General features: G+C 60.2%; 18 protein-coding genes. 3 read left to right on the forward strand and 15 right to left on the reverse strand.

Features of this window, described 5'->3' with window-relative positions; translation table 11 throughout:
- Positions 1-130 precede the first annotated feature (130 nt).
- From LOY52_RS08420 to minC, 6 genes are all read right to left on the reverse strand, one after another.
- Positions 131-1,420 (reverse strand): M18 family aminopeptidase, encoded by a 1,290-nt coding sequence (locus LOY52_RS08420; RefSeq protein WP_047598982.1) that lies wholly within the window; start codon positions 1,418-1,420, stop codon positions 131-133.
- Positions 1,421-1,581: 161 nt separating this feature from the next.
- Positions 1,582-2,682 (reverse strand): hypothetical protein, encoded by a 1,101-nt coding sequence (locus tag LOY52_RS08425; protein WP_258679049.1) that lies wholly within the window; start codon positions 2,680-2,682, stop codon positions 1,582-1,584.
- Between the two features lie 50 nt (positions 2,683-2,732).
- Positions 2,733-3,368 carry an RluA family pseudouridine synthase gene (locus LOY52_RS08430; RefSeq protein WP_258679050.1) on the reverse strand — a complete coding sequence of 212 codons (636 nt, stop codon included), beginning with the start codon at positions 3,366-3,368 and terminating at the stop codon, positions 2,733-2,735.
- Between the two features lie 168 nt (positions 3,369-3,536).
- Complete coding sequence (gene minE, locus LOY52_RS08435) at positions 3,537-3,791, reverse strand: cell division topological specificity factor MinE (protein ID WP_003223146.1); 255 nt, start codon at positions 3,789-3,791, stop codon at positions 3,537-3,539.
- On the reverse strand, positions 3,791-4,603 hold the full coding sequence (gene minD, locus LOY52_RS08440) for a septum site-determining protein MinD (RefSeq protein ID WP_007960626.1): 813 nt from the start codon (positions 4,601-4,603) through the stop codon (positions 3,791-3,793). The genes minE and minD overlap by 1 nt, the downstream gene beginning before the upstream one ends.
- 199 nt (positions 4,604-4,802) lie before the next feature.
- Positions 4,803-5,540, reverse strand: coding sequence for a septum site-determining protein MinC (gene minC, locus LOY52_RS08445; protein WP_258679051.1), 738 nt, complete (start codon positions 5,538-5,540; stop codon positions 4,803-4,805).
- Positions 5,541-5,657: 117 nt separating this feature from the next.
- Between minC and LOY52_RS08450 the strand changes: the two genes are divergently transcribed.
- Together LOY52_RS08450 and LOY52_RS08455 are read left to right on the forward strand one after the other, a co-directional pair.
- Positions 5,658-6,593 carry a lipid A biosynthesis lauroyl acyltransferase gene (locus LOY52_RS08450; protein WP_258679052.1) on the forward strand — a complete coding sequence of 312 codons (936 nt, stop codon included), beginning with the start codon at positions 5,658-5,660 and terminating at the stop codon, positions 6,591-6,593.
- 35 nt (positions 6,594-6,628) lie between these two features.
- Positions 6,629-7,786, forward strand: a complete 1,158-nt coding sequence (locus tag LOY52_RS08455; RefSeq protein ID WP_258679053.1) for a patatin-like phospholipase family protein — start codon at positions 6,629-6,631, stop codon at positions 7,784-7,786.
- Between the two features lie 89 nt (positions 7,787-7,875).
- On the opposite strand, the gene LOY52_RS08460 is transcribed toward LOY52_RS08455, so the two are convergent.
- The 8 genes from LOY52_RS08460 to puuE all read right to left on the reverse strand — a co-directional run bounded on the left by LOY52_RS08460 (position 7,876) and on the right by puuE (position 16,128).
- Positions 7,876-8,661, reverse strand: a complete 786-nt coding sequence (locus LOY52_RS08460; RefSeq protein WP_041068818.1) for an outer membrane protein OmpK — start codon at positions 8,659-8,661, stop codon at positions 7,876-7,878.
- A 373-nt stretch (positions 8,662-9,034) separates the two neighbouring features.
- Positions 9,035-9,820 carry an outer membrane protein OmpK gene (locus LOY52_RS08465; protein WP_258679054.1) on the reverse strand — a complete coding sequence of 262 codons (786 nt, stop codon included), beginning with the start codon at positions 9,818-9,820 and terminating at the stop codon, positions 9,035-9,037.
- 159 nt (positions 9,821-9,979) lie between these two features.
- Positions 9,980-11,338 carry a nucleobase:cation symporter-2 family protein gene (locus LOY52_RS08470; protein WP_258679055.1) on the reverse strand — a complete coding sequence of 453 codons (1,359 nt, stop codon included), beginning with the start codon at positions 11,336-11,338 and terminating at the stop codon, positions 9,980-9,982.
- A gap of 237 nt (positions 11,339-11,575) precedes the next feature.
- Positions 11,576-12,898 (reverse strand): urate hydroxylase PuuD, encoded by a 1,323-nt coding sequence (locus LOY52_RS08475; RefSeq protein ID WP_258679056.1) that lies wholly within the window; start codon positions 12,896-12,898, stop codon positions 11,576-11,578.
- A 51-nt stretch (positions 12,899-12,949) separates the two neighbouring features.
- A complete protein-coding gene (locus LOY52_RS08480; protein WP_007960648.1) occupies positions 12,950-13,453 on the reverse strand; it encodes an ureidoglycolate lyase in 504 nt (167 codons plus the stop codon).
- A 152-nt stretch (positions 13,454-13,605) separates the two neighbouring features.
- Positions 13,606-14,601 carry an allantoicase gene (gene alc / locus LOY52_RS08485; protein ID WP_003223166.1) on the reverse strand — a complete coding sequence of 332 codons (996 nt, stop codon included), beginning with the start codon at positions 14,599-14,601 and terminating at the stop codon, positions 13,606-13,608.
- Positions 14,602-14,689: 88 nt separating this feature from the next.
- Positions 14,690-15,205, reverse strand: coding sequence for a 2-oxo-4-hydroxy-4-carboxy-5-ureidoimidazoline decarboxylase (gene uraD / locus LOY52_RS08490; RefSeq protein WP_258679057.1), 516 nt, complete (start codon positions 15,203-15,205; stop codon positions 14,690-14,692).
- Positions 15,202-16,128: an allantoinase PuuE gene (gene puuE, locus LOY52_RS08495; RefSeq protein WP_007960654.1), complete on the reverse strand. Its 927-nt coding sequence runs from the start codon at positions 16,126-16,128 to the stop codon at positions 15,202-15,204. Before puuE ends, uraD begins: the two co-directional genes overlap by 4 nt.
- 421 nt (positions 16,129-16,549) lie before the next feature.
- Here puuE and uraH point away from each other — a divergent pair, with 421 nt between their 5' ends.
- The gene (gene uraH, locus LOY52_RS08500) at positions 16,550-16,903 is read left to right on the forward strand and encodes a hydroxyisourate hydrolase (protein ID WP_003223171.1); all 354 of its coding nucleotides are present in this window, start codon (positions 16,550-16,552) and stop codon (positions 16,901-16,903) included.
- Positions 16,904-17,076: 173 nt separating this feature from the next.
- Here the strand turns inward: uraH and LOY52_RS08505 are convergent, their stop codons facing one another.
- Positions 17,077-17,703 carry a LysE family translocator gene (locus tag LOY52_RS08505; RefSeq protein ID WP_064586707.1) on the reverse strand — a complete coding sequence of 209 codons (627 nt, stop codon included), beginning with the start codon at positions 17,701-17,703 and terminating at the stop codon, positions 17,077-17,079.
- Positions 17,704-17,723 lie beyond the last annotated feature (20 nt).

A 17,723-nucleotide genomic window follows, 5' to 3' on the forward strand; every position in this document is an offset into this window, starting at 1 on the left:
GATGATTTAAGTCTAGGTCGCTTTCGACCTGTGGGAGCTGCCGCAGGCTGCGATCTTTGCTTTTGAACTGCAAAAAACAAGATCAAAAGATCGCAGCCTGCGGCAGCTCCTACAGGGTTTTGCGATGAGCTTAGGGCAACTCGCGGCTGGCGTAGAACGCGCTCAGCACTTTGACCAGGTGCGCCAGGTCGTGGCTGCCGCACAGTTCGCGGATCGAGTGCATGGCGAAGGTCGGCAGGCCAATGTCGACGGTGCGTACGCCCAGGTGGCTGGCGGTGATCGGGCCGATGGTCGAGCCGCAACCCATGTCGCTGCGCACCACGAAGCTCTGCACCGGCACTTCTTCGGCCATGCACAGGTGGCGGAAGAACCCCGCGGTTTCGCTGTTGGTGGCGTAGCGCTGGTTGCTGTTGACCTTGATCACCGGGCCGGCGTTGAGTTTCGGGCCGTGGTTGGCGTCGTGCTTCTCGGCGTAGTTGGGGTGCACGCCGTGGGCGTTGTCGGCCGAGACCAGCAGCGATTTCTGGATGGTGCGGACGAACTCGTCACCTTCCGGCAGCAGACGGCGCAGGGTCTGTTCGAGCATCGGGCCATCGGCACCACAGGCCGAGCAGGAGCCGACTTCTTCGTGGTCGTTGCACACCAGCACGCAGGTTTCTTCGGTGTCGGCGGTGAGCAGGGCTTGCAGGCCGGCGTAGCACGACAGCAGGTTGTCGAGGCGCGCACCGGCGATGAAGTCGCCATGCAGGCCGATGACCGCCGCGCTCTGGGTGTCGTAGAAGCTCAGCTCGTAATCCAGCACCACATCGGCGTTCAGGCCATGTTCGCGAGCCAGTTGATCAGTCAGTACCGCGCGGAAGTCGACGCGCTCGTCACCGGCGAACTGCGCAAGGATCGGCGGCAGCTCGGTCTGCGCGTTGATCGCCCAGCCCTGATTGGCTTCACGATTGAGGTGAATCGCCAGGTTGGGAATGATTGCGATCGGTGCCTTGAAGTCGATCAACTGGCTTTCGACCTTGCCATCACGGCGGAAGGTGACGCGGCCGGCCAGCGACAGGTCGCGGTCGAACCACGGCGCCAGCAGCGCGCCGCCGTAGACTTCAACGCCCAGTTGCCAGAAGCCCTGACGTTGCAGTTCCGGTTGCGGTTTGACCCGCAGGCATGGGCTGTCGGTATGGGCACCGACCAGACGGATACCGTCGTGCAGCGGCGAGTTGCGGCCCATTTTGATCGCGACGATCGAGGAGTCGTTACGGGTGACGTAGTAGCGGCCGTTGGCCTCGGTGGTCCACGGCTCGCGCTCGTCGAGGCGCACGTAACCGGCGGCCTCCAGACGCTGAACGAGGCTGGCGGTGGCGTGGAACGGGGTAGGGGAGGCCTTGAGGAAGTCGATCAGGCCTTGGTTCAACTCTTCGCGCATAAGAAGCTCCAGACAGCAATGGGCGGGAGTTTAACGCATCGGCCAGGGAATTGAATCTGAACCGGATTCCTGTAGGCACTGCGGCACGCTGCGATCTTTTGATTTCAACAAACACAATCAGAAGATCGCAGCGTGCCGCAGCTCCTACAGGAAGGTGGGATTCAGCGGGCGGCGGCTACGCGCTTTTTCAGGTAGCTCATGATGACTTTTTCGTCCTCGGGTTTATCCGGACGCGGTAGCTGTTGCGGCCAGGGCTTCTGGCTCAGCAGTTTTTTCTGACGGCTTTCGTCCCAACGGAGTATTTCCCGCGAGGCGCATTCCCACCATTCGTGGCGGCAGGCGCTGTAGTACGGATCTTCCGGCGCCGCGCTGCCGTACAGCAGATCACGACCGACCTTGCGCAGCGTGCCGCTCTGGTGACGCAGCTTCCATTTGATTTTCAATCGGCGCCAGGCCGACGGGAACGGTTTGACCCGTGGCACATCGCTGCACAGATCCACCAGGCGCTGGCTGAACTGCTCGCCGTGCTGGGAGAAGAAGTACGTCTGCATCGCGTGGAAAAAACGTTTTTCTGCGAAGTAGTGGTAGACGTGTTTGCGCGCTTCCACCACTTGCCGCTCGCGCATGGCGTACGACAGGGCGATCTGTTCGATGGTGTGGATTTCGAAGCCGCCGAGTGTCCATTCATCAATCAGGCGAATCGACTCTTCGAACAGCGCCGAATCCCTGTCGGTCACGCCGCACAAACCGCTGTTGTAAAGCTTGAACCCGTTATCCGGTGTCACGCCGTGGCGGCGCAGGTCGCGACCGAGTTTTTGATAGTCGGGACGCTGGTGCACATCTTTCCAGTCGTACTCGAAGCGATCCATCACCGAGCGGTTCGGCTCGATGAGTTTGAACAGTTGGCTCGGGTGGCGGGTAAACAGGGTGTCGGTGTCGACGAACAGGGTCTTTTCCGCCCACTGCATGCCCGCGGCGATGGCGCAGGCCTTGCGACGGTGGTGATAGCCGTGGGTGCCTTGCCAGCGGGTCAGGGTCGCTTCGTCCAGCAACACCGTGTCGACCGGCCAGCCCGCATAGTCATCGGGGCGATCGGTGAGAATGCGGATGGCCGGTCGCTCGCCGTTTTTGACTTGGGACAGCGCGGTCAGGATGCTGAACTTGGCTTCGCGCCGGTACACATCCTGATTGCCGTAAATCAGGTAAAGCAGTTGATGACGAACTTTCGTGAGGGGTGTTACCAGGGAATCAATACAACTCATCCGAAAACAAAATCCTTGTACAAAAAAACGCGCTGCCGCTCAGGCAACGCTTAAAACGGGGCCGGGCATTCGAAGCGCAGACGCTCGCCGGTTTGCGGGTGGGTGAAGCTCAGCATGCTGGCGTGCAGGCACAGACGCGGCCAGGCGGCCAGGGCCTGTTCGTGGGCGTAGAGCCCGTCGCCCAGCAGCGGGTGACCAATGGACAGCATGTGCACACGCAACTGGTGCGAGCGCCCGGTGATCGGCGTCAGTTCGACGCGGCACCAATCGCCGCAACGTTCCAGTACGCGCCAGAAGGTCAGCGCATGCTTGCCGAATTCGTGGTCGACCACGTGCCGCGGTTTGGTCGGTGGATCGTAGCGCAGGGGCAGGTCGATGCTGCCGCTGTCCAGTTCCGGCTGGCCCCAGGCCAGGGCGGTGTAGGCCTTTTCGGTTTCACGGTCGTGAAACTGCCGCGACAGTTCGCGGTGGGTGTCGGCGTCGCGGGCCAGCAGAATGATGCCGGAGGTTTCCCAGTCCAGGCGATGGACGATGCGCGCTGCCGGGTAGCCGTTTTCCTGCAGGCGGGTGATCAGGCAGTCCTTGTTGTCGTCGGCGCGACCGGGCACCGAGAGCAGCAACGTCGGTTTGTCGACCACCAGTACGGCGGCGTCCTGATGAATGATGCGGATGTTGGACAACGGCATTAAAACAGCCTCGTAACAAATGCCAACGGCGGCTCAGACTGTTGATAACCCTGTAGGAGCTGCCGAAGGCTGCGATCTTTTGATGTTGAAGATCAAAAGATCGCAGCCTTCTGCAGCTCCTACACGAGCATCAACAGCCCGAGCCGCCGTAGCGACTGCCGGATCGACTCAGCGATCGGGCAGGGTGATGTTGAGTTCCAGAATCGAGCAACTGCCCTGGCTTTCCAGTGCAACATGTACGTCGTCGTTGCCGATGTTGACGTACTTGCGGATCACGTCGACCAGTTCCTTCTGCAAGGCTGGCAGGTAATCCGGCGTGCTGCGCTGGCCGCGCTCATGCGCCACGATGATCTGTAGACGCTCTTTCGCTACCGAGGCGGTACTTGGCTTTTTGTTGGCACGAAAGAAGTCAAAAAGGTTCATTACCTACCTCCAAACAGGCGCTCGAAGAATCCCTTCTTCGTAACATCGAGGAAACGATGTTCTTTTTCTTTGCCCAGCAGACGATCAACGGCATCGCTGTAGGCCTGACCGGCATCACTCTGGTCGTCGAGAATCACCGGGACGCCCGAGTTGGAAGCCTTCAGGACCGCCTGCGACTCAGGGATGACGCCCAGCAGGGTCACGGCCAGAATTTCCTTCACGTCTTCGACGCCCAGCATTTCGCCATCGCTGACGCGCTGCGGGTTGTAACGGGTCAGCAGGAGGTGTTCCTTGATCGGCTCTTCGCCGAGTTCGGCACGACGCGATTTGCTGGCCAGCAGGCCGAGCATGCGGTCGGAGTCACGTACCGAGGACACTTCCGGGTTGGTCACGATGATCGCTTCGTCGGCGAAATACATGGCCAGGTGCGCACCTTTCTCGATGCCCGCCGGGGAGTCGCAGACCACGAAGTCGAAGTCTTCCTTCAACTGCATCAGGACTTTTTCCACGCCTTCCTGGGTCAGCGCGTCTTTGTCGCGGGTCTGGCTGGCGGCCAGCACGTAGAGGTTTTCCAGGCGCTTGTCTTTGATCAGGGCCTGCTGCAGGTTGGCTTCGCCGTTGACCACGTTGACGAAGTCGTACACTACGCGACGCTCGCAACCCATGATCAGGTCGAGGTTACGCAGGCCCACGTCGAAGTCGACGATCACTGTTTTGTGGCCGCGCAGAGCGAGGCCGGTACCGATAGCGGCGCTGGTGGTGGTCTTACCCACACCACCCTTGCCGGATGTAACCACGAGAATCTTGGCCAAGGTGTTTCACCCCTAAGGAAGAAGGACTTTTTAGCCCCTGAAAAACATCTCTTGAAAACTACTGCAGTCGGACAGCCTTGGCTGGAATTCGGCGCAAGTCGCAATTGCCGGGGGCAAACGCTCCTTGATCCTTTTTCCTACTTCGTTTGAGCCGTTTTCGCTACGTTTTAGAGATGCTTGGAAAATGCGGCAGTATCCGTTAAAGCCGAATGATGTTCAACACGTCGGCCGACAGGCTGACCTGTACGCCGGAGCCCCACAGTGGATCGCGGCGCAAATCTTCGGAAACCTTGTAATGCCCGGCGATGGAGATCAGTTCAGCGCTCAATTGCTGACAGAAAATCCGGGCCTTGGTGTCGCCTTTGACGCCGGCCAGTGCGCGACCGCGCATCGGGCCGTATACATGGATGTTGCCATCGGCAAGAAGTTCCGCCCCCGGACTGACCGAGGAAACCACTACCAGATCGCCACCCTGGGCATATATCTGTTGGCCACCACGTACTGGCGTAGTGATGACGCGGGTCGGTTTGACCGTCGGCTCCGGCGGCTTTTCCGGCTTCTTTTTGACTTCCGGTTCTGGCGTTTCCAGCGGTCGCTCACGGGCGCCGGACGGCGGCAGCACCGGGATGTCGATGGCGATGGCGGCGGCGATATCTTCGATACGGCTGGCGCGGATCGCCAGGGTGCGCAGGCCATGCTGGCGGCACACGCGCATCAGGCCGGGCAGATCAACCGCGCCTTCGCCGGGCGGCAGTTTGTCCAGCGCCAGGACCAACGGTGCATTGCTGAAGAAATTCGGCGCCTGGGCGACTTTGGCGGCCAGTTGCCGATCAAGGCTGTCGAGGTCGTTGCGGGACAGTTCCAGCACCGTGATGGCCAGCATGCTGCCCTTCAACTGGAACACGGGATCTCGGTCTGGCGATTCGTTTTGGCTCATATCGGCATACAACGGCTTGTCACTAAAAGTGCCGAGACTTATAACGAGAACGCCCGCGAGCCGCAAGCCGGGTCGAACGATGTAGAATGCGCGGCCACTGAATTTACGGAAGCTTTAATGGATCGCCCGCGTTTTCGAAGAGCCTTTCTTTCTCCCCGCTTCTGGCCGCTCTGGTGCGGTCTGGGGCTGTTGTGGCTGGTCGTGCAGTTGCCATATGCGGTTTTACTGACGATCGGTCGTATTCTGGGCGCATTGATGTATCGCGTGGCCGGCGACCGGCGGCGCATCGCCAAGCGCAATCTCGAACTGTGCTTCCCGGAAAAATCCGCTGCCGAGCGCAAACGCCTGCTCAAGGAAAACTTCGCCTCCACCGGCATCGCATTTTTTGAAATGGCGATGAGCTGGTGGTGGTCCCGTGAGCGTCTGGCCAAACTGGCGCATGTCGAAGGCCTGAAGCATCTGCAAAAGGCCCAGCGCGAGGGCAAGGGCGTCATTCTGATGGCCGCGCACTTCACCACCCTGGAAATCGGCGCGGCGTTGCTCGGCCAGCAGCACACCATCGACGGCATGTACCGCGAGCACAAGAACCCGTTGTTCGATTTCGTCCAGCGGCGGGGCCGCGAGCGGCACAACCTCGATTCGCTGGCGGTGGAGCGTGACGACGTGCGCGGCATGCTCAAGCTGCTGCGTTCGGGTCGGGCGATCTGGTACGCACCGGATCAGGACTACGGTGCCAAGCAAAGCATCTTCGTGCCGCTGTTCGGCATTCAGGCGGCGACCGTGACCGCGACCACCAAATTCGCCCGCTTGGGTAAAGCGCTGGTGGTGCCGTTTACTCAGGAGCGTCTGGCGGATGGCAGCGGTTACAAACTGGTGATCCACCCGCCGCTGGAAGACTTCCCGGGCGAGACCGAAGAGGCCGACTGCATCCGCATCAACCAGTGGGTGGAAAGTGCGCTGCGCGCCTGCCCTGAGCAATACTTGTGGGCGCATCGCCGCTTCAAGAGCCGTCCACCGGGCGAGCCGAAGCTTTACCCGAAACGGCGCGGCTGATTCACTCACCCTTTCAAGCACCATGGAGCGTTGCGATGAGCCCAGCTGAACCGGTCACAGGTTTGATTCTTTCCGGCGGCGGGGCTCGGGCGGCGTATCAGGTGGGGGTGCTGGCGGCGATTGCCGAATTGCTGCCGCTGGGCGCGGACAATCCATTTCCGGTGATCGTCGGTACCTCGGCCGGGGCGATTAACGCGGTCAGCCTCGCCAGTGGTGCCACCGATTTTCGCGCCGCCATCGAACGCCTCACACTGTTCTGGCAGGGCTTTCGCAGCCATCGGGTGCTGCGCAGCGACTGGCCGGGGGTGATCCGTCAGGCCAGTCGCTTCGTCAGTCACAGCCTGCTGGGTATGGGCCGACACCTGCCGGTGGCGCTGCTCAACAGTTCGCCGCTGCGCGACTTGCTCAATGAAAAACTGCACATGCCCGGCATCGCCGAATCCATCGCGCGCAAGCAATTGCATGCGGTGGCGGTGACCGCGTTCGGCTACGAATCGGGCCAGGCGGTGACCTTCTATCAGGGCGGCGGCACGATCGATGCGTGGTTGCGCCATCGGCGGATCGGCGTACCGGCGCAATTGTCGGTGGACCATTTGCTGGCCAGTTCGGCGATCCCGTTGCTGTTTGCCCCGGTAAAAATCGGTGAGGAATATTTCGGTGACGGCGCGGTACGCCAATCGGCACCGATCAGCCCGGCGCTGCACCTGGGCGCGAGTCGGGTGCTGGTGGTGGGCGTCAGCGGCAATCCGCGTGGTTTTGATCCGCAGCAGCCGCTGGAGCGCGCCTACACCGGTCAGCAACCGACGCTGGCGCAGATCGGCGGACACATGCTCAACAGCACGTTCATTGACAGTCTGGAGAGCGACATCGAGTTGCTGCAGCGCCTCAACCAGTTCAGCCGCCTGATGCCCGAGGGCACGCCGACCCGCGAGCTGGGCGTGGCGCCGGTGGAGGTGCTGGTGATTTCGCCGAGTCAGCCGATCGACGAGATCGCGGCGCGACATCGTCAGGAGTTGCCGGCAGCATTGCGCTTGTTTCTGCGCGGTCCGGGGGCGACGAAAACGAGTGGGGCAGGGGTGCTGAGTTATCTGCTGTTCGAGGCGGGGTATTGCAGCGAGCTGATCGACCTGGGACGGCGCGATGCGTTGGCCAAGCGTGAGGAGCTGTGTCGGTTTCTCGGGTTAACTTCTTAAAGGCAAAAGATCGCAGCCTGCGGCAGCTCCTACATTGGAATGCGCTATCCCTGTAGGAGCTGCCGCAGGCTGCGATCTTTTGATCTTTATCAGAAGTGGAACTTCACCAGGAAGCTGGTCACGTTCTGATTGGTGGTAAAGCCACGGGTGTCGTCGATCCCGTACTTGTCTTTCCAGTAGTCGTATTCAACACCGACATACAGCTGCTTCTCGCCGAAATGCAGTGCCTTGCCCAGGTCGTATTTGACCTGTGGGTTGAAGTGCAGGTTGGCGTGGTATTCGCCTTTGCTGTTGACGTCGTTGTCGACCACCCAGTCCATGTAACCGTCGATCAGCACGTTCGAGCTGCCTACCGGGATGGTGTAGGACCAGACCGGGGTGATCTGCCAAACGTTGTCACCCGGACGCGAGCCGTCGGTGTGACGCTGGTAGAAGTTCAGCTGGAAGTAGTCGAAACCCGGGATCGCCAGGTCAAAACCTGGACCGATCAGGTACGACTCGACGTCGCCTTCACCGAACTCGTAAGTCATCGCCAGCAGCACGTCTTTGATCGGACCGAATTCGAGTTTCTGATCCAGGACTTTGCCCAGCGAGATGCGCGGCTGGAACTCACCGTAATAGGTGTTGTTGCCGACGCCGCCATCTGGCTTGCCGTTGTAGAAGATCTTGTCGATGAACAGGAAGTTATCCCCGTACTTCCAGGCATCGGCGTGCTCGAAGGTGACGGTCTGCTGGATCGCCGGGTTGACCTTGAAGTCTTTGCCGTAGAGGTAGGTCAGGCTGTTGTTCTGCCATTGCAGCAGGCCATCGGCCATGGCCTGGCCGCCGGCCAGCATCGATCCCGCAAGCATCAGGCTGGTGCACATACGTTTCATTCGGTTGCTCCCAAAGTAGGTGTTCCACGTTTATTTTTTTAAGATCGGCGCTCTGGTGTGGCGCCTTTTTTCGTTGCTGCAAAAGTCATCCGATCGGTCAGCTTCGCTGGTGATAGCAAGAGCTGGGCCAAGGCTTTCGAAAAGCAAAAAAACGCCCGTTCGGCTGCTGAAAAACAGTCGATTGCGCGTGTTTTCGGGATGCCTCGGTACTGACCGGGGCCGGGATAAGTTGGCTCGTCGGTCAGGAATTAAATTCGGGCTTTTTTTTAGACCGAATTCAAGAGGCCGCGGAGAATACTGACTCCTCGGCCAGCTCTCAAGTGCCCCGCAACAGAGCACCGACGACAGGTATGGGGCACGGTTGCGGGCCATCTCAGAAGTGCACCTTCACCAGCAGGCTGGCGGTGTTCTGGTTGGTGTCGAGGTTGTGGCTGCTTTCGACGCCGTATTTGTTCTTCCAGTAGCTGTATTCGGTGCCGACGTACAGCTGCTTGTGGCTCCAGCCCAGGGCTTTGCCGAGGTCGTATTTGATCTGCGGATTGATGTGCAGGTTGGCGTGGTAGGTGCCGCGCGAGTTCTGGTCATTGTCGACGACCCAGTCCAGATAGCCGTCGATCAACAGGTCGGAATTGCCCAGCGGCACGCTGTACGACCAGCCCGGCGTGATCTGCCACACGCCGTCGCCGGGGCGCGGGCCTTCGGTCTGGCGGCGGAAGATGTTCAGGGTCACGTAGTTGAAGCCGGGCACTTTCAGGTCGAAGCCGGGGCCGATCAGGTAGGCCTCGCTGTCGCCTTCGCCGTACTCGTAGGTCATCGCCAGTAGCACGTCCTTGATCGGGCCGAATTCGATTTTCCGGTCGAAGATCTTGCCGAACGAGAAGCGTGGGGTGAATTCGCCGTAGAAGGTGTGCGGGCCTTTGTTGCGGTCGTCCTGGCCGTTGTAGAAGATCTTGTCGACGAACAGGAAGTTGTCGCCGTACTTCCACTTGTCGGCGTGCTCGAACGTCACCGTCTGCTGGATCGACGGGTTGATCGCGAAGTTCTTGCCGTACAGGTAGCTCAGGCTGTTGGTCTGCCACAGCAGTAAATCGCCCGCCATGGCCTGACTCGCGGCCAGCAGGCCACCACTCAACAGAACGTTGGTTTGCGTGCGAATCATAGGTTGCTCCCTCTTGTTTTTATTGTCGAGGCAGGGTGTTGCACAGTCCCCGTGGGAGCGAGCCTGCTCGCGAAGAGGGCGTGTCAGTCGCCATCACTGTTGAATGACACAACGCTTTCGCGAGCAGGCTCGCTCCCACAAGGTTTTGTGGTGACTTGGTTAGTGCTGATGCGCGTGGCAGTTGTTGATCGCTGCGCGTTCGGCGCCGCCGAGGATGTTGAACAACAGGTTCAGCGTCAGCGCACTGAGGGTGGCCATGGCGATGCCGCTGTGGGTGATCGGGCTCATCCACATCGGCAAGTGCGCGAAGAACTCCGGACGTACCACCGGGATCAGTCCCATGCCGATGCTTACCGCCACCAGCAGTTGATTACGCCGGTCACCGATGTCGGCTTCTTGCAGAATCTTGATTCCGGTGGCCGCGACCATGCCGAACATGGCGATCGCCGCACCGCCCAACACCGCTGGCGGAATCGACGCCACCAGGAACGCCGCTTTCGGCAGCAGGCTGAGCACGATCAGCAAACCGCCGGCAACGATGGTCACCGAGCGGCAGCGCACGCCGGTCATCTGCACCAGGCCGATGTTCTGCGCGAACGATGAATGGGTGAAGGTGTTGAAGAAACCGGCGACGAACGAAGCGCCGGCATCGCACAGCAGGCCACGCCGCAGCATCCGTGGGCAGACTTCCTGACCGGTGATCTTGCCCAGCGCGAGGAACATGCCGGTGGACTCGACGAAGATGATCACCACCACCAGGCACATCGACAGGATTGGCGCCAGTTCGAATTTCGGCATGCCGAAGTGCAGCGGGGTGACGAACTGAACCCATGGCGCGCTGGCCATGCCGCTCAGGTCGACCATGCCGATGGCGCCGCAGAGCACGTAGCCCAGGCACATGCCGATCAGCACGGAAATATTGACCCAGAATCCGCGCATGAAGCGGTGGATCAGCAGAATGGTCGCCAGCACCAGGGCGGCGACGGCCAGATAAATCGGTGAACCGAATTGCGCCGCAGCGGCACCGCCACCGGCCCAATTCACGGCCACAGGGAACAGCGACAGACCGATCGAGGTGATGACCGTGCCGGTCACCAAAGGCGGGAAGAAGCGCACGACCTTGGACATGAACGGCGCGATGAGCATGCCGAAGAATCCGGCGGCGATCGTCGCGCCGAAGATCCCTTGCAGACCGATACCGGGCATGCCGGCCATGGCGACCATGCTGCCGACCGCCGCGAAACTGGCGCCCATCATCACCGGCATGCGGATGCCCATCGGACCGATGCCGAGCGACTGGACGATGGTGGCGATACCGGCGACCAGCAGGTCGGCGTTGATCAGGAAGGCGATTTCTTCACGACTCAGGCCAGCGGCCTGTCCGATGATCAACGGCACCGCGATGGCACCGCCGTACATCAGCAGAACATGTTGCAAACCGACCAGGATCAGTTGCAAAAGGGGCAAACGCTGAATGGCGGGTGCGTCGGGGATGCGCGCTTTGGACAGCTCGGACATGCAACACCTCGGATCTTTTTATTCTTGTGATTGAACAGCTGCCGGGTGGCTCACAGCTGTCCTTTTGCATCATTGATATTTGTGGCTGCAGAGATTTTTTTGTGGCGAGGGAGCTTGCTCCCGCTGGACTGCGCAGCAGTCCCTGCTCTTCAGGCAAAGAGAGGGGCCGCTTCGCGACCCAGCGGGAGCAAGCTCCCTCGCCACAAAAGCCTGCTTTTACACAGGCTTTTGTCTGGCTCAGTTGGTCTGGGCTCCCTGCGCGATCCAGGCACCGATCAGGTCACGTTCCTGCTGGGTCATCTGCGTGATGTTGCCCAGTGGCATGATCTGCGTGGTGATGGCTTGCGCCTGGATCCGCGCCGCGTTCTGGCGGATCTGCTCGGGGGTGTCGAACATCACACCGGCGGGCGCCGCGCTGAACAACGGGCTGGTCGGTTTGGCCGAATGGCAGACCGCGCAACGTTCCTGGATCACGTTGTGCACCTTGTCGAACGCAGGACCTGCATTGGACGCTTGCGCCGGTGCCGCAGCAGGGGCAGCCGGAGCGGCTGGCGCTGCAGGTGTCGCCGTTTCAGCCGGTTTCGCGCCACCGCCCAGTGCCGTTTCCGGCAGCGGTTGGTACTCGATTTTCGCTGGCGCCTTGGCCACGTCCGGCGCGGTTGGCATCGGCGCAGGGCCGGTGACGTACGCCAGGGTGATCATGCCCACCGCTGCCACGGGCAGGGTCCAGGCAAACTTGTGGCTGTCGTGACGGGTGTTGAAGTAGTGACGCACCAACACCGCCAACACCGCGATCCCGGCGAGGATCAACCAGTTGTACTGGCTGCCATAAGTGCTCGGGAAGTGGTTGCTGATCATGATGAACAGCACCGGCAGGGTGAAGTAGTTATTGTGACGCGAACGCAGCAGGCCCTTGGCTGGCAGCGCCGGATCCGGCGTGCGGTTCTCGGCGATCGCTGCGACCAGTGCGCGCTGCGCCGGCATGATGATGCGGAACACGTTACCGACCATGATGGTGCCGATGATCGCGCCGACGTGCAGGTACGCACCACGACCGCTGAACACCTTGCTGAAGCCATACGCCGCGCCGATGATCAGCACGAACAGGATGAAGCCCAGCAGAGCAGGTTTTTTGCCCAGTGGCGAATCGCAGAGGAAGTCGTAGACGAACCAGCCAGCGATCAGCGAACCGATGCCGATGGCCACGCCTTCAGGGCCGGTCAGGCCGCTGCCGGGTGCTACGAGGTAGAGCACGGGGTTGGAGTAGAACACCACGCACAGCAGCGCGATCCCCGACATCCAGGTGAAGTAGGCTTCCCATTTGAACCAGTGCAGGTTCTCCGGCATCGACGGTGGGGCCAGTTTGTATTTTTCCAGGTGATAGATACCGCCGCCGTGGATTGCCCACAGATCACCGGCCAGACCGGTTTTCGGGTTGACGCGGTTGAGGTTGTTCTCCAGCCAGACGAAGTAGAACGACGCGCCGATCCAGGCCACGCCAGTAATCATGTGAACCCAGCGCACGCTCAGGTTCAGCCATTCCAACAGATGTGCTTCCACAGTCTTTACCTCTCGCCTGTCACTCTTGTTGTCGAGTGATCAGACCTTCTCTTATTGGTGGGGGGCGAGGATCAAACGCTCATCCTCTTTGAAAAAATGCTCATCGCAGTTATTGCCTGTGCCACTGCGATCAACCACCAGGAAGTCATCCCGCTTTTCGATCGTCAGCACCGGGTGGTGCCAGACGCCGCGATGGTAATTGATGCCCTGCCTGCCGTTGGTGACGAAGGCGCGGACCAAGCCTGATACAGGTTCATCGCCAAGTGGCGCGACCACGATCAGAAAGGGGTTGCCGAGCAGCGGAATGAAAGCCTGGCTGCCCAGCGGATGGCGTTCCAGCATGCTCACGGTCAGCGGCATGTCCTGCGCGTCGGCGCGGAAGATGCTGATGATCGCGTTGTCCTCAGGCGTAGCGGTTTCGACCGTCGCCAGTTTGTGGAAGCGCATGGTCGAACCGTTGTTGATCATGAAGTGGTCGCTGCCGTCGGTTTCGATCACGTCACCGAAGGGGGCGAAGGCTTCTTTGGTCAGCGGTTCAATCTGTAGTGTGCGCATGCTGTTCTTTTCCGAATTCTGTGTTGTTCAACTTTTAAGTGCGTCTTGCGCGATCTCTGTAGGAGCTGGCGAAGCCTGCGATCTTTTGACTTTGTTTTTTTAAGATCAAGATCGAAAGATCGCAGCCTGCGGCAGCTCCTACAGGCTCAGCATTACTTCGCGACCTTGCCGAGAACGCGCAGGCGGCTCACACCACCATCCGGGAACACGTTGAGGCGGATGTGAGTGATCGGGCCCAGAGCCTTGATCTGCTCGACGAAGGTGTGTTCGGCGTGCATTTCCAGCTTCTGGCTCGGCAGCAGTTCACGCCAGAACAGCGACTGGGTTTCGATCTGGCTGTCGGTGCCGCCCTTGACGAACGCGCCCTGGATCGAACAGGTGTCCGGGTAGTTGCCCTTGAAGTGCAGGGTGTCGACGATGATTTTTTCGATCTCGCCCGGGTGGCCCAGCGCGACGATCACCCAGTCATTGCCCGGGGTGCGACGACGTGCGGTTTCCCAGCCGTCGCCCATGTTGATGCCACGGCCCGGGTTGAGAATGTTGCTCATGCGACCGAAGTGTTCGTCGGAGCAGGCGAGGGCGCGGCCACCGTTGAGGGCTGCAGCCAGATCGACTTGCTCGTTGTCGCCAACAGCGGACCAGTCGCGGAACGGAATGCCGTACACGCGCAGACGGGCGACACCGCCGTCCGGGTAGATGTTGAAGCGCAAGTGGCTGAACGCTTGGTCATTGCTGATTTCGTGGTAGTGGTGGCTGTTGCCTTGCAGCTCGACGGCCGACAGCACTTCAGTCCACTGGGTGTTTTCGTCCGGCTCGCCCGAGGCCAGGAAGCACGCTTCCAGCGAGGCCGATGGCGGGAAGTTGCCGGTGAAGAATGAAGTGTCGATGTCCACGCCTTTGATCGAACCCGGTACGCCCAGGCGGATTACCGCGCTGTCGTAGCCTTCAAAGCGCTTGCGACGCGATTCCCAGCCGTCCATCCACTTGCCGTTGTCGTCGAACACACCCTCCTTCCACACGGCCGGGGTCGGCTGAAACAGACGATTGGCGTCTGCGAACCAGTCATCGGTGACCGAGATGATTTTGGTGCCCAGACGGGCATCGGCCAGGTTGACGAACTTCTCGAAAGGTACGGCGTAAGCTTTCATTCTTCTTGTCTGCCTTTAATAAGTTGGCTGGGGATGCTTGCAAGACCCTGGGTACTCTCCGCGTCTGATGTACTCGGGTCAGGCTTCGCTAAAGAGTCAGTAAACGGAACAGGGCGATCTTGTTGATCTCCGCCAGCGCGCATTTGAATTCGGTGTCGACCGAGTTGTGAATGCGCGTTTCGAACGCCGCGAGGATCTGATGCCGGTTGCTGCCTTTTACCGCCATGATGAAGGGAAACTTGAACTTGGCCTTGTAGGCGTCGTTCAGCTCGGTGAAGCGCTGGAACTCTTCGGCCGTGCATTGGTGAATACCGGCGCCAGCCTGTTCATTGGTGCTGGCTTCGGTGAGTTGGCCTTGGACGGCAGCTTTGCCGGCCAGGTCCGGGTGAGCGTTGATCAGTGCCAGTTGACTGGCGTGATCGGCGCTCAACAGGATGTCGCTCATGCGCTGGTGCAGGGTTTCGACCTCGTCGATCGAAGCGTCCACGCCCAGGTCGTAGGCCTTCTCGGCTACCCATGGCGAATGTTCGTAGATGTCGGCGAAGGCTTTGACGAAGGCGTCGCGGCTCAGGGTCGACGGTTGCAGCGTTTGAAAGGTGCTCATTTGCCAGCCCCTTGGTACGGATGGGTTTCTTGCCAATGACGTGCGATGTCGACGCGACGGCTGAACCACACCTGTTCATGACCTTTGACGTATTCGATGAAGCGTTTGAGCGAGGCGAGACGCCCGGGACGGCCGATCAGGCGGCAGTGCAGACCGATCGAAAGCATCTTCGGCGCTTCGGCACCTTCGGCGTAGAGCACGTCGAACGCGTCTTTGAGGTATTCGAAGAAATCGTCGCCCTTGTTGAAACCCTGCACCTGGGTGAAGCGCATGTCGTTGGTGTCGAGGGTGTACGGGATCACCAGGTGCGGCTTGCCAGTCGGGTTGTTCGGTTCCCAGTAGGGCAGGTCGTCGTCGTAGGTGTCGCAGTCGTAGAGAAAACCGCCTTCTTCCATCACCAGGCGCCGGGTGTTCGGGCCGGTGCGGCCGGTGTACCAGCCCAGTGGGCGCTCACCGGTGAGTTCGGTGAGGATGCGGATCGCTTCGAGCATGTGCTCGCGTTCCTGCGCCTCGTCCATGTACTGGTAGTCGATCCAGCGGTAGCCGTGGCTGCAGATCTCGTGACCGGCTTCGACCATCGCACGGATCACATCCGGGTGGCGCTGGGCAGCCATGGCCACGGCGAAGATGGTCAGGGGAATGTCGAATTCCTTGAACAGCTTGAGGATCCGCCAGACGCCAGCGCGGCTGCCATACTCGTAAAGCGATTCCATGCTCATATTGCGCGCGCCTTGCAGCGGTTGAGCAGCAACCATCTCGGAGAGGAAGGCTTCGGATTCTTTGTCGCCGTGCAGAATGTTGCGCTCGCCGCCTTCTTCGTAATTGAGCACGAAGGACAGGGCGATGCGCGCGTTGCCCGGCCAGTGTGGGTGAGGAGGGTTACTGCCGTAACCGATCAGGTCGCGTGGGTAGTCAGCGCTCACTGCAGTCTTCCTTCTTATTCGTTGACAGGTTTGTGTAACGGCCTGCACAGGCTGGCGTCACAGCGATGGGTTGATTGTATACAACTTTATTCGCAATTTGTAAGCCTGAATTTTCGCATTTTTCACCGACTGTCATCTTTTGCTGCTAATGGCGTAAACCTGCAAGAAACCTGCCTGATCAGTCAGCTAATGGCTGTGAGGTTCAATAGGCAGGAGCTTGAGGGGCAGATCAGGGGTAAACGCCCGAATGGCGGGGGTGATGCGAAAAATGTCGTTTTTATTGTGTACAATTTTTTTGAAAAGTGTCTTAATCAGTCGCTCGCCGCAACTTTTCGTGCTCCGAATCGGTGCGGTCTCCTTTTTACCTGACTTCGGGAGGCGCGAAGTCTGACTGCTGTTTGCGGCCAGGCGCGCAGAATCAATGGGACGTTTGACAACACACGTTTTGGACGCTGCACACGGTTGCCCGGGCAGCTCGATCAAGGTCGAGCTGTACCGCGTTGAAGGTTCGCATCTGGAATTGGTCGCCAGTGCGATTACCAACAGCGATGGCCGGGTCGATGCGCCGCTGCTGCAAGGCGATGACTACCGCACCGGGGTTTATCAAGTGCAGTTCCACGCCGGCGATTACTACCGCGCCCGTGGCGTGCAACTGCCGGAGCCGGCGTTCCTCGACGTGGTGGTGCTGCGTTTTGGCATCTCTGCCGAACAGGATCACTACCACGTGCCACTGCTGATCTCGCCTTACAGCTATTCCACCTACCGGGGCAGCTGACCCCCAAGCAGCTGCCCCCACCGGGAAGCGACTGCGCATATAGCTTCTTTGGTCTTTCGCCCGCTCACACTGCGGGCTTTTTTTTGCCTGCATTAAAGTCAAAAGATCGCAGCCTGCGGCAGCTCCTACATGCAATCCCATGTAGGAGCTGCCGCAGGCTGCGATCTTTTGCTTTAGCGGCTCAACAGAGAAGCTGCGCCAGCACCACTGAACAACCCGGCACTCACCCGGTTGAACCAGCTCTGCCCCTTGCCGCTGCGCAGATAGCGCGCCGCACCATGCGCACCCAGCCCGTAAGCCAGTTTGCAGCACAGGTCGAGCACCACCCAGGTCGCGATCATGATCAGCAATTGCGGGAGGAACGGCTGTTGCGCGCTGAGGAACTGCGGTAGGAACGCGGCGAAAAACAGAATGTCCTTCGGATTGCTCGCGCCCAACACAAATGCGCGGCCGAACAGGGTGCGGAAACGCGGCACCGGCGCGGCTTGCGGTACTTCGGCGCCTACCGACGGCTGACGCGATTGCTGCCAGCTCTGCCAGGCGAGGTAGAACAGGTACAGCGCGCCGACGATTTTCAGGGCGCTGAACAGTTGTTCTGACGCCAGCAGCAGGGCGCCAAGCCCCAGCGCCGACGCACTGAGCAGGCAGATCGAGGCAATCACGCCGCCGAGAAACGCCGGGTAAGAGCGGCGCAAGCCGTAGTTCAGACTGTTGCTGATCATCAGCAATGACAGCGGCCCCGGAATCAGGATCACCACCAATGCAGCGCCGCTGAACAGCAGCCAGGTTTCCAGACTCATCACTTTGCTCCTTTTTTTGT

This window comes from Pseudomonas sp. B21-051 (genome assembly GCF_024748795.1).
Lineage (GTDB): Bacteria > Pseudomonadota > Gammaproteobacteria > Pseudomonadales > Pseudomonadaceae > Aquipseudomonas > Aquipseudomonas putida_A.

Bases quoted from the DNA above. Each gene is read 5' to 3' on its own strand.
- LOY52_RS08420 (WP_047598982.1), bottom strand. From the start codon at position 1,420: ATGCGCGAAGAGTTGAACCAAGGCCTGATCGACTTCCTCAAGGCCTCC.
- LOY52_RS08425 (WP_258679049.1), bottom strand. From the start codon at position 2,682: ATGAGTTGTATTGATTCCCTGGTAACACCCCTCACGAAAGTTCGTCAT.
- LOY52_RS08430 (WP_258679050.1), bottom strand. From the start codon at position 3,368: ATGCCGTTGTCCAACATCCGCATCATTCATCAGGACGCCGCCGTACTG.
- minE (WP_003223146.1), bottom strand. From the start codon at position 3,791: ATGAACCTTTTTGACTTCTTTCGTGCCAACAAAAAGCCAAGTACCGCC.
- minC (WP_258679051.1), bottom strand. From the start codon at position 5,540: ATGAGCCAAAACGAATCGCCAGACCGAGATCCCGTGTTCCAGTTGAAG.
- LOY52_RS08450 (WP_258679052.1), top strand. From the start codon at position 5,658: ATGGATCGCCCGCGTTTTCGAAGAGCCTTTCTTTCTCCCCGCTTCTGG.
- LOY52_RS08455 (WP_258679053.1), top strand. From the start codon at position 6,629: ATGAGCCCAGCTGAACCGGTCACAGGTTTGATTCTTTCCGGCGGCGGG.
- LOY52_RS08460 (WP_041068818.1), bottom strand. From the start codon at position 8,661: ATGAAACGTATGTGCACCAGCCTGATGCTTGCGGGATCGATGCTGGCC.
- LOY52_RS08465 (WP_258679054.1), bottom strand. From the start codon at position 9,820: ATGATTCGCACGCAAACCAACGTTCTGTTGAGTGGTGGCCTGCTGGCC.
- LOY52_RS08470 (WP_258679055.1), bottom strand. From the start codon at position 11,338: ATGTCCGAGCTGTCCAAAGCGCGCATCCCCGACGCACCCGCCATTCAG.
- LOY52_RS08480 (WP_007960648.1), bottom strand. From the start codon at position 13,453: ATGCGCACACTACAGATTGAACCGCTGACCAAAGAAGCCTTCGCCCCC.
- alc (WP_003223166.1), bottom strand. From the start codon at position 14,601: ATGAAAGCTTACGCCGTACCTTTCGAGAAGTTCGTCAACCTGGCCGAT.
- uraD (WP_258679057.1), bottom strand. From the start codon at position 15,205: ATGAGCACCTTTCAAACGCTGCAACCGTCGACCCTGAGCCGCGACGCC.
- uraH (WP_003223171.1), top strand. From the start codon at position 16,550: ATGGGACGTTTGACAACACACGTTTTGGACGCTGCACACGGTTGCCCG.
- LOY52_RS08505 (WP_064586707.1), bottom strand. From the start codon at position 17,703: ATGAGTCTGGAAACCTGGCTGCTGTTCAGCGGCGCTGCATTGGTGGTG.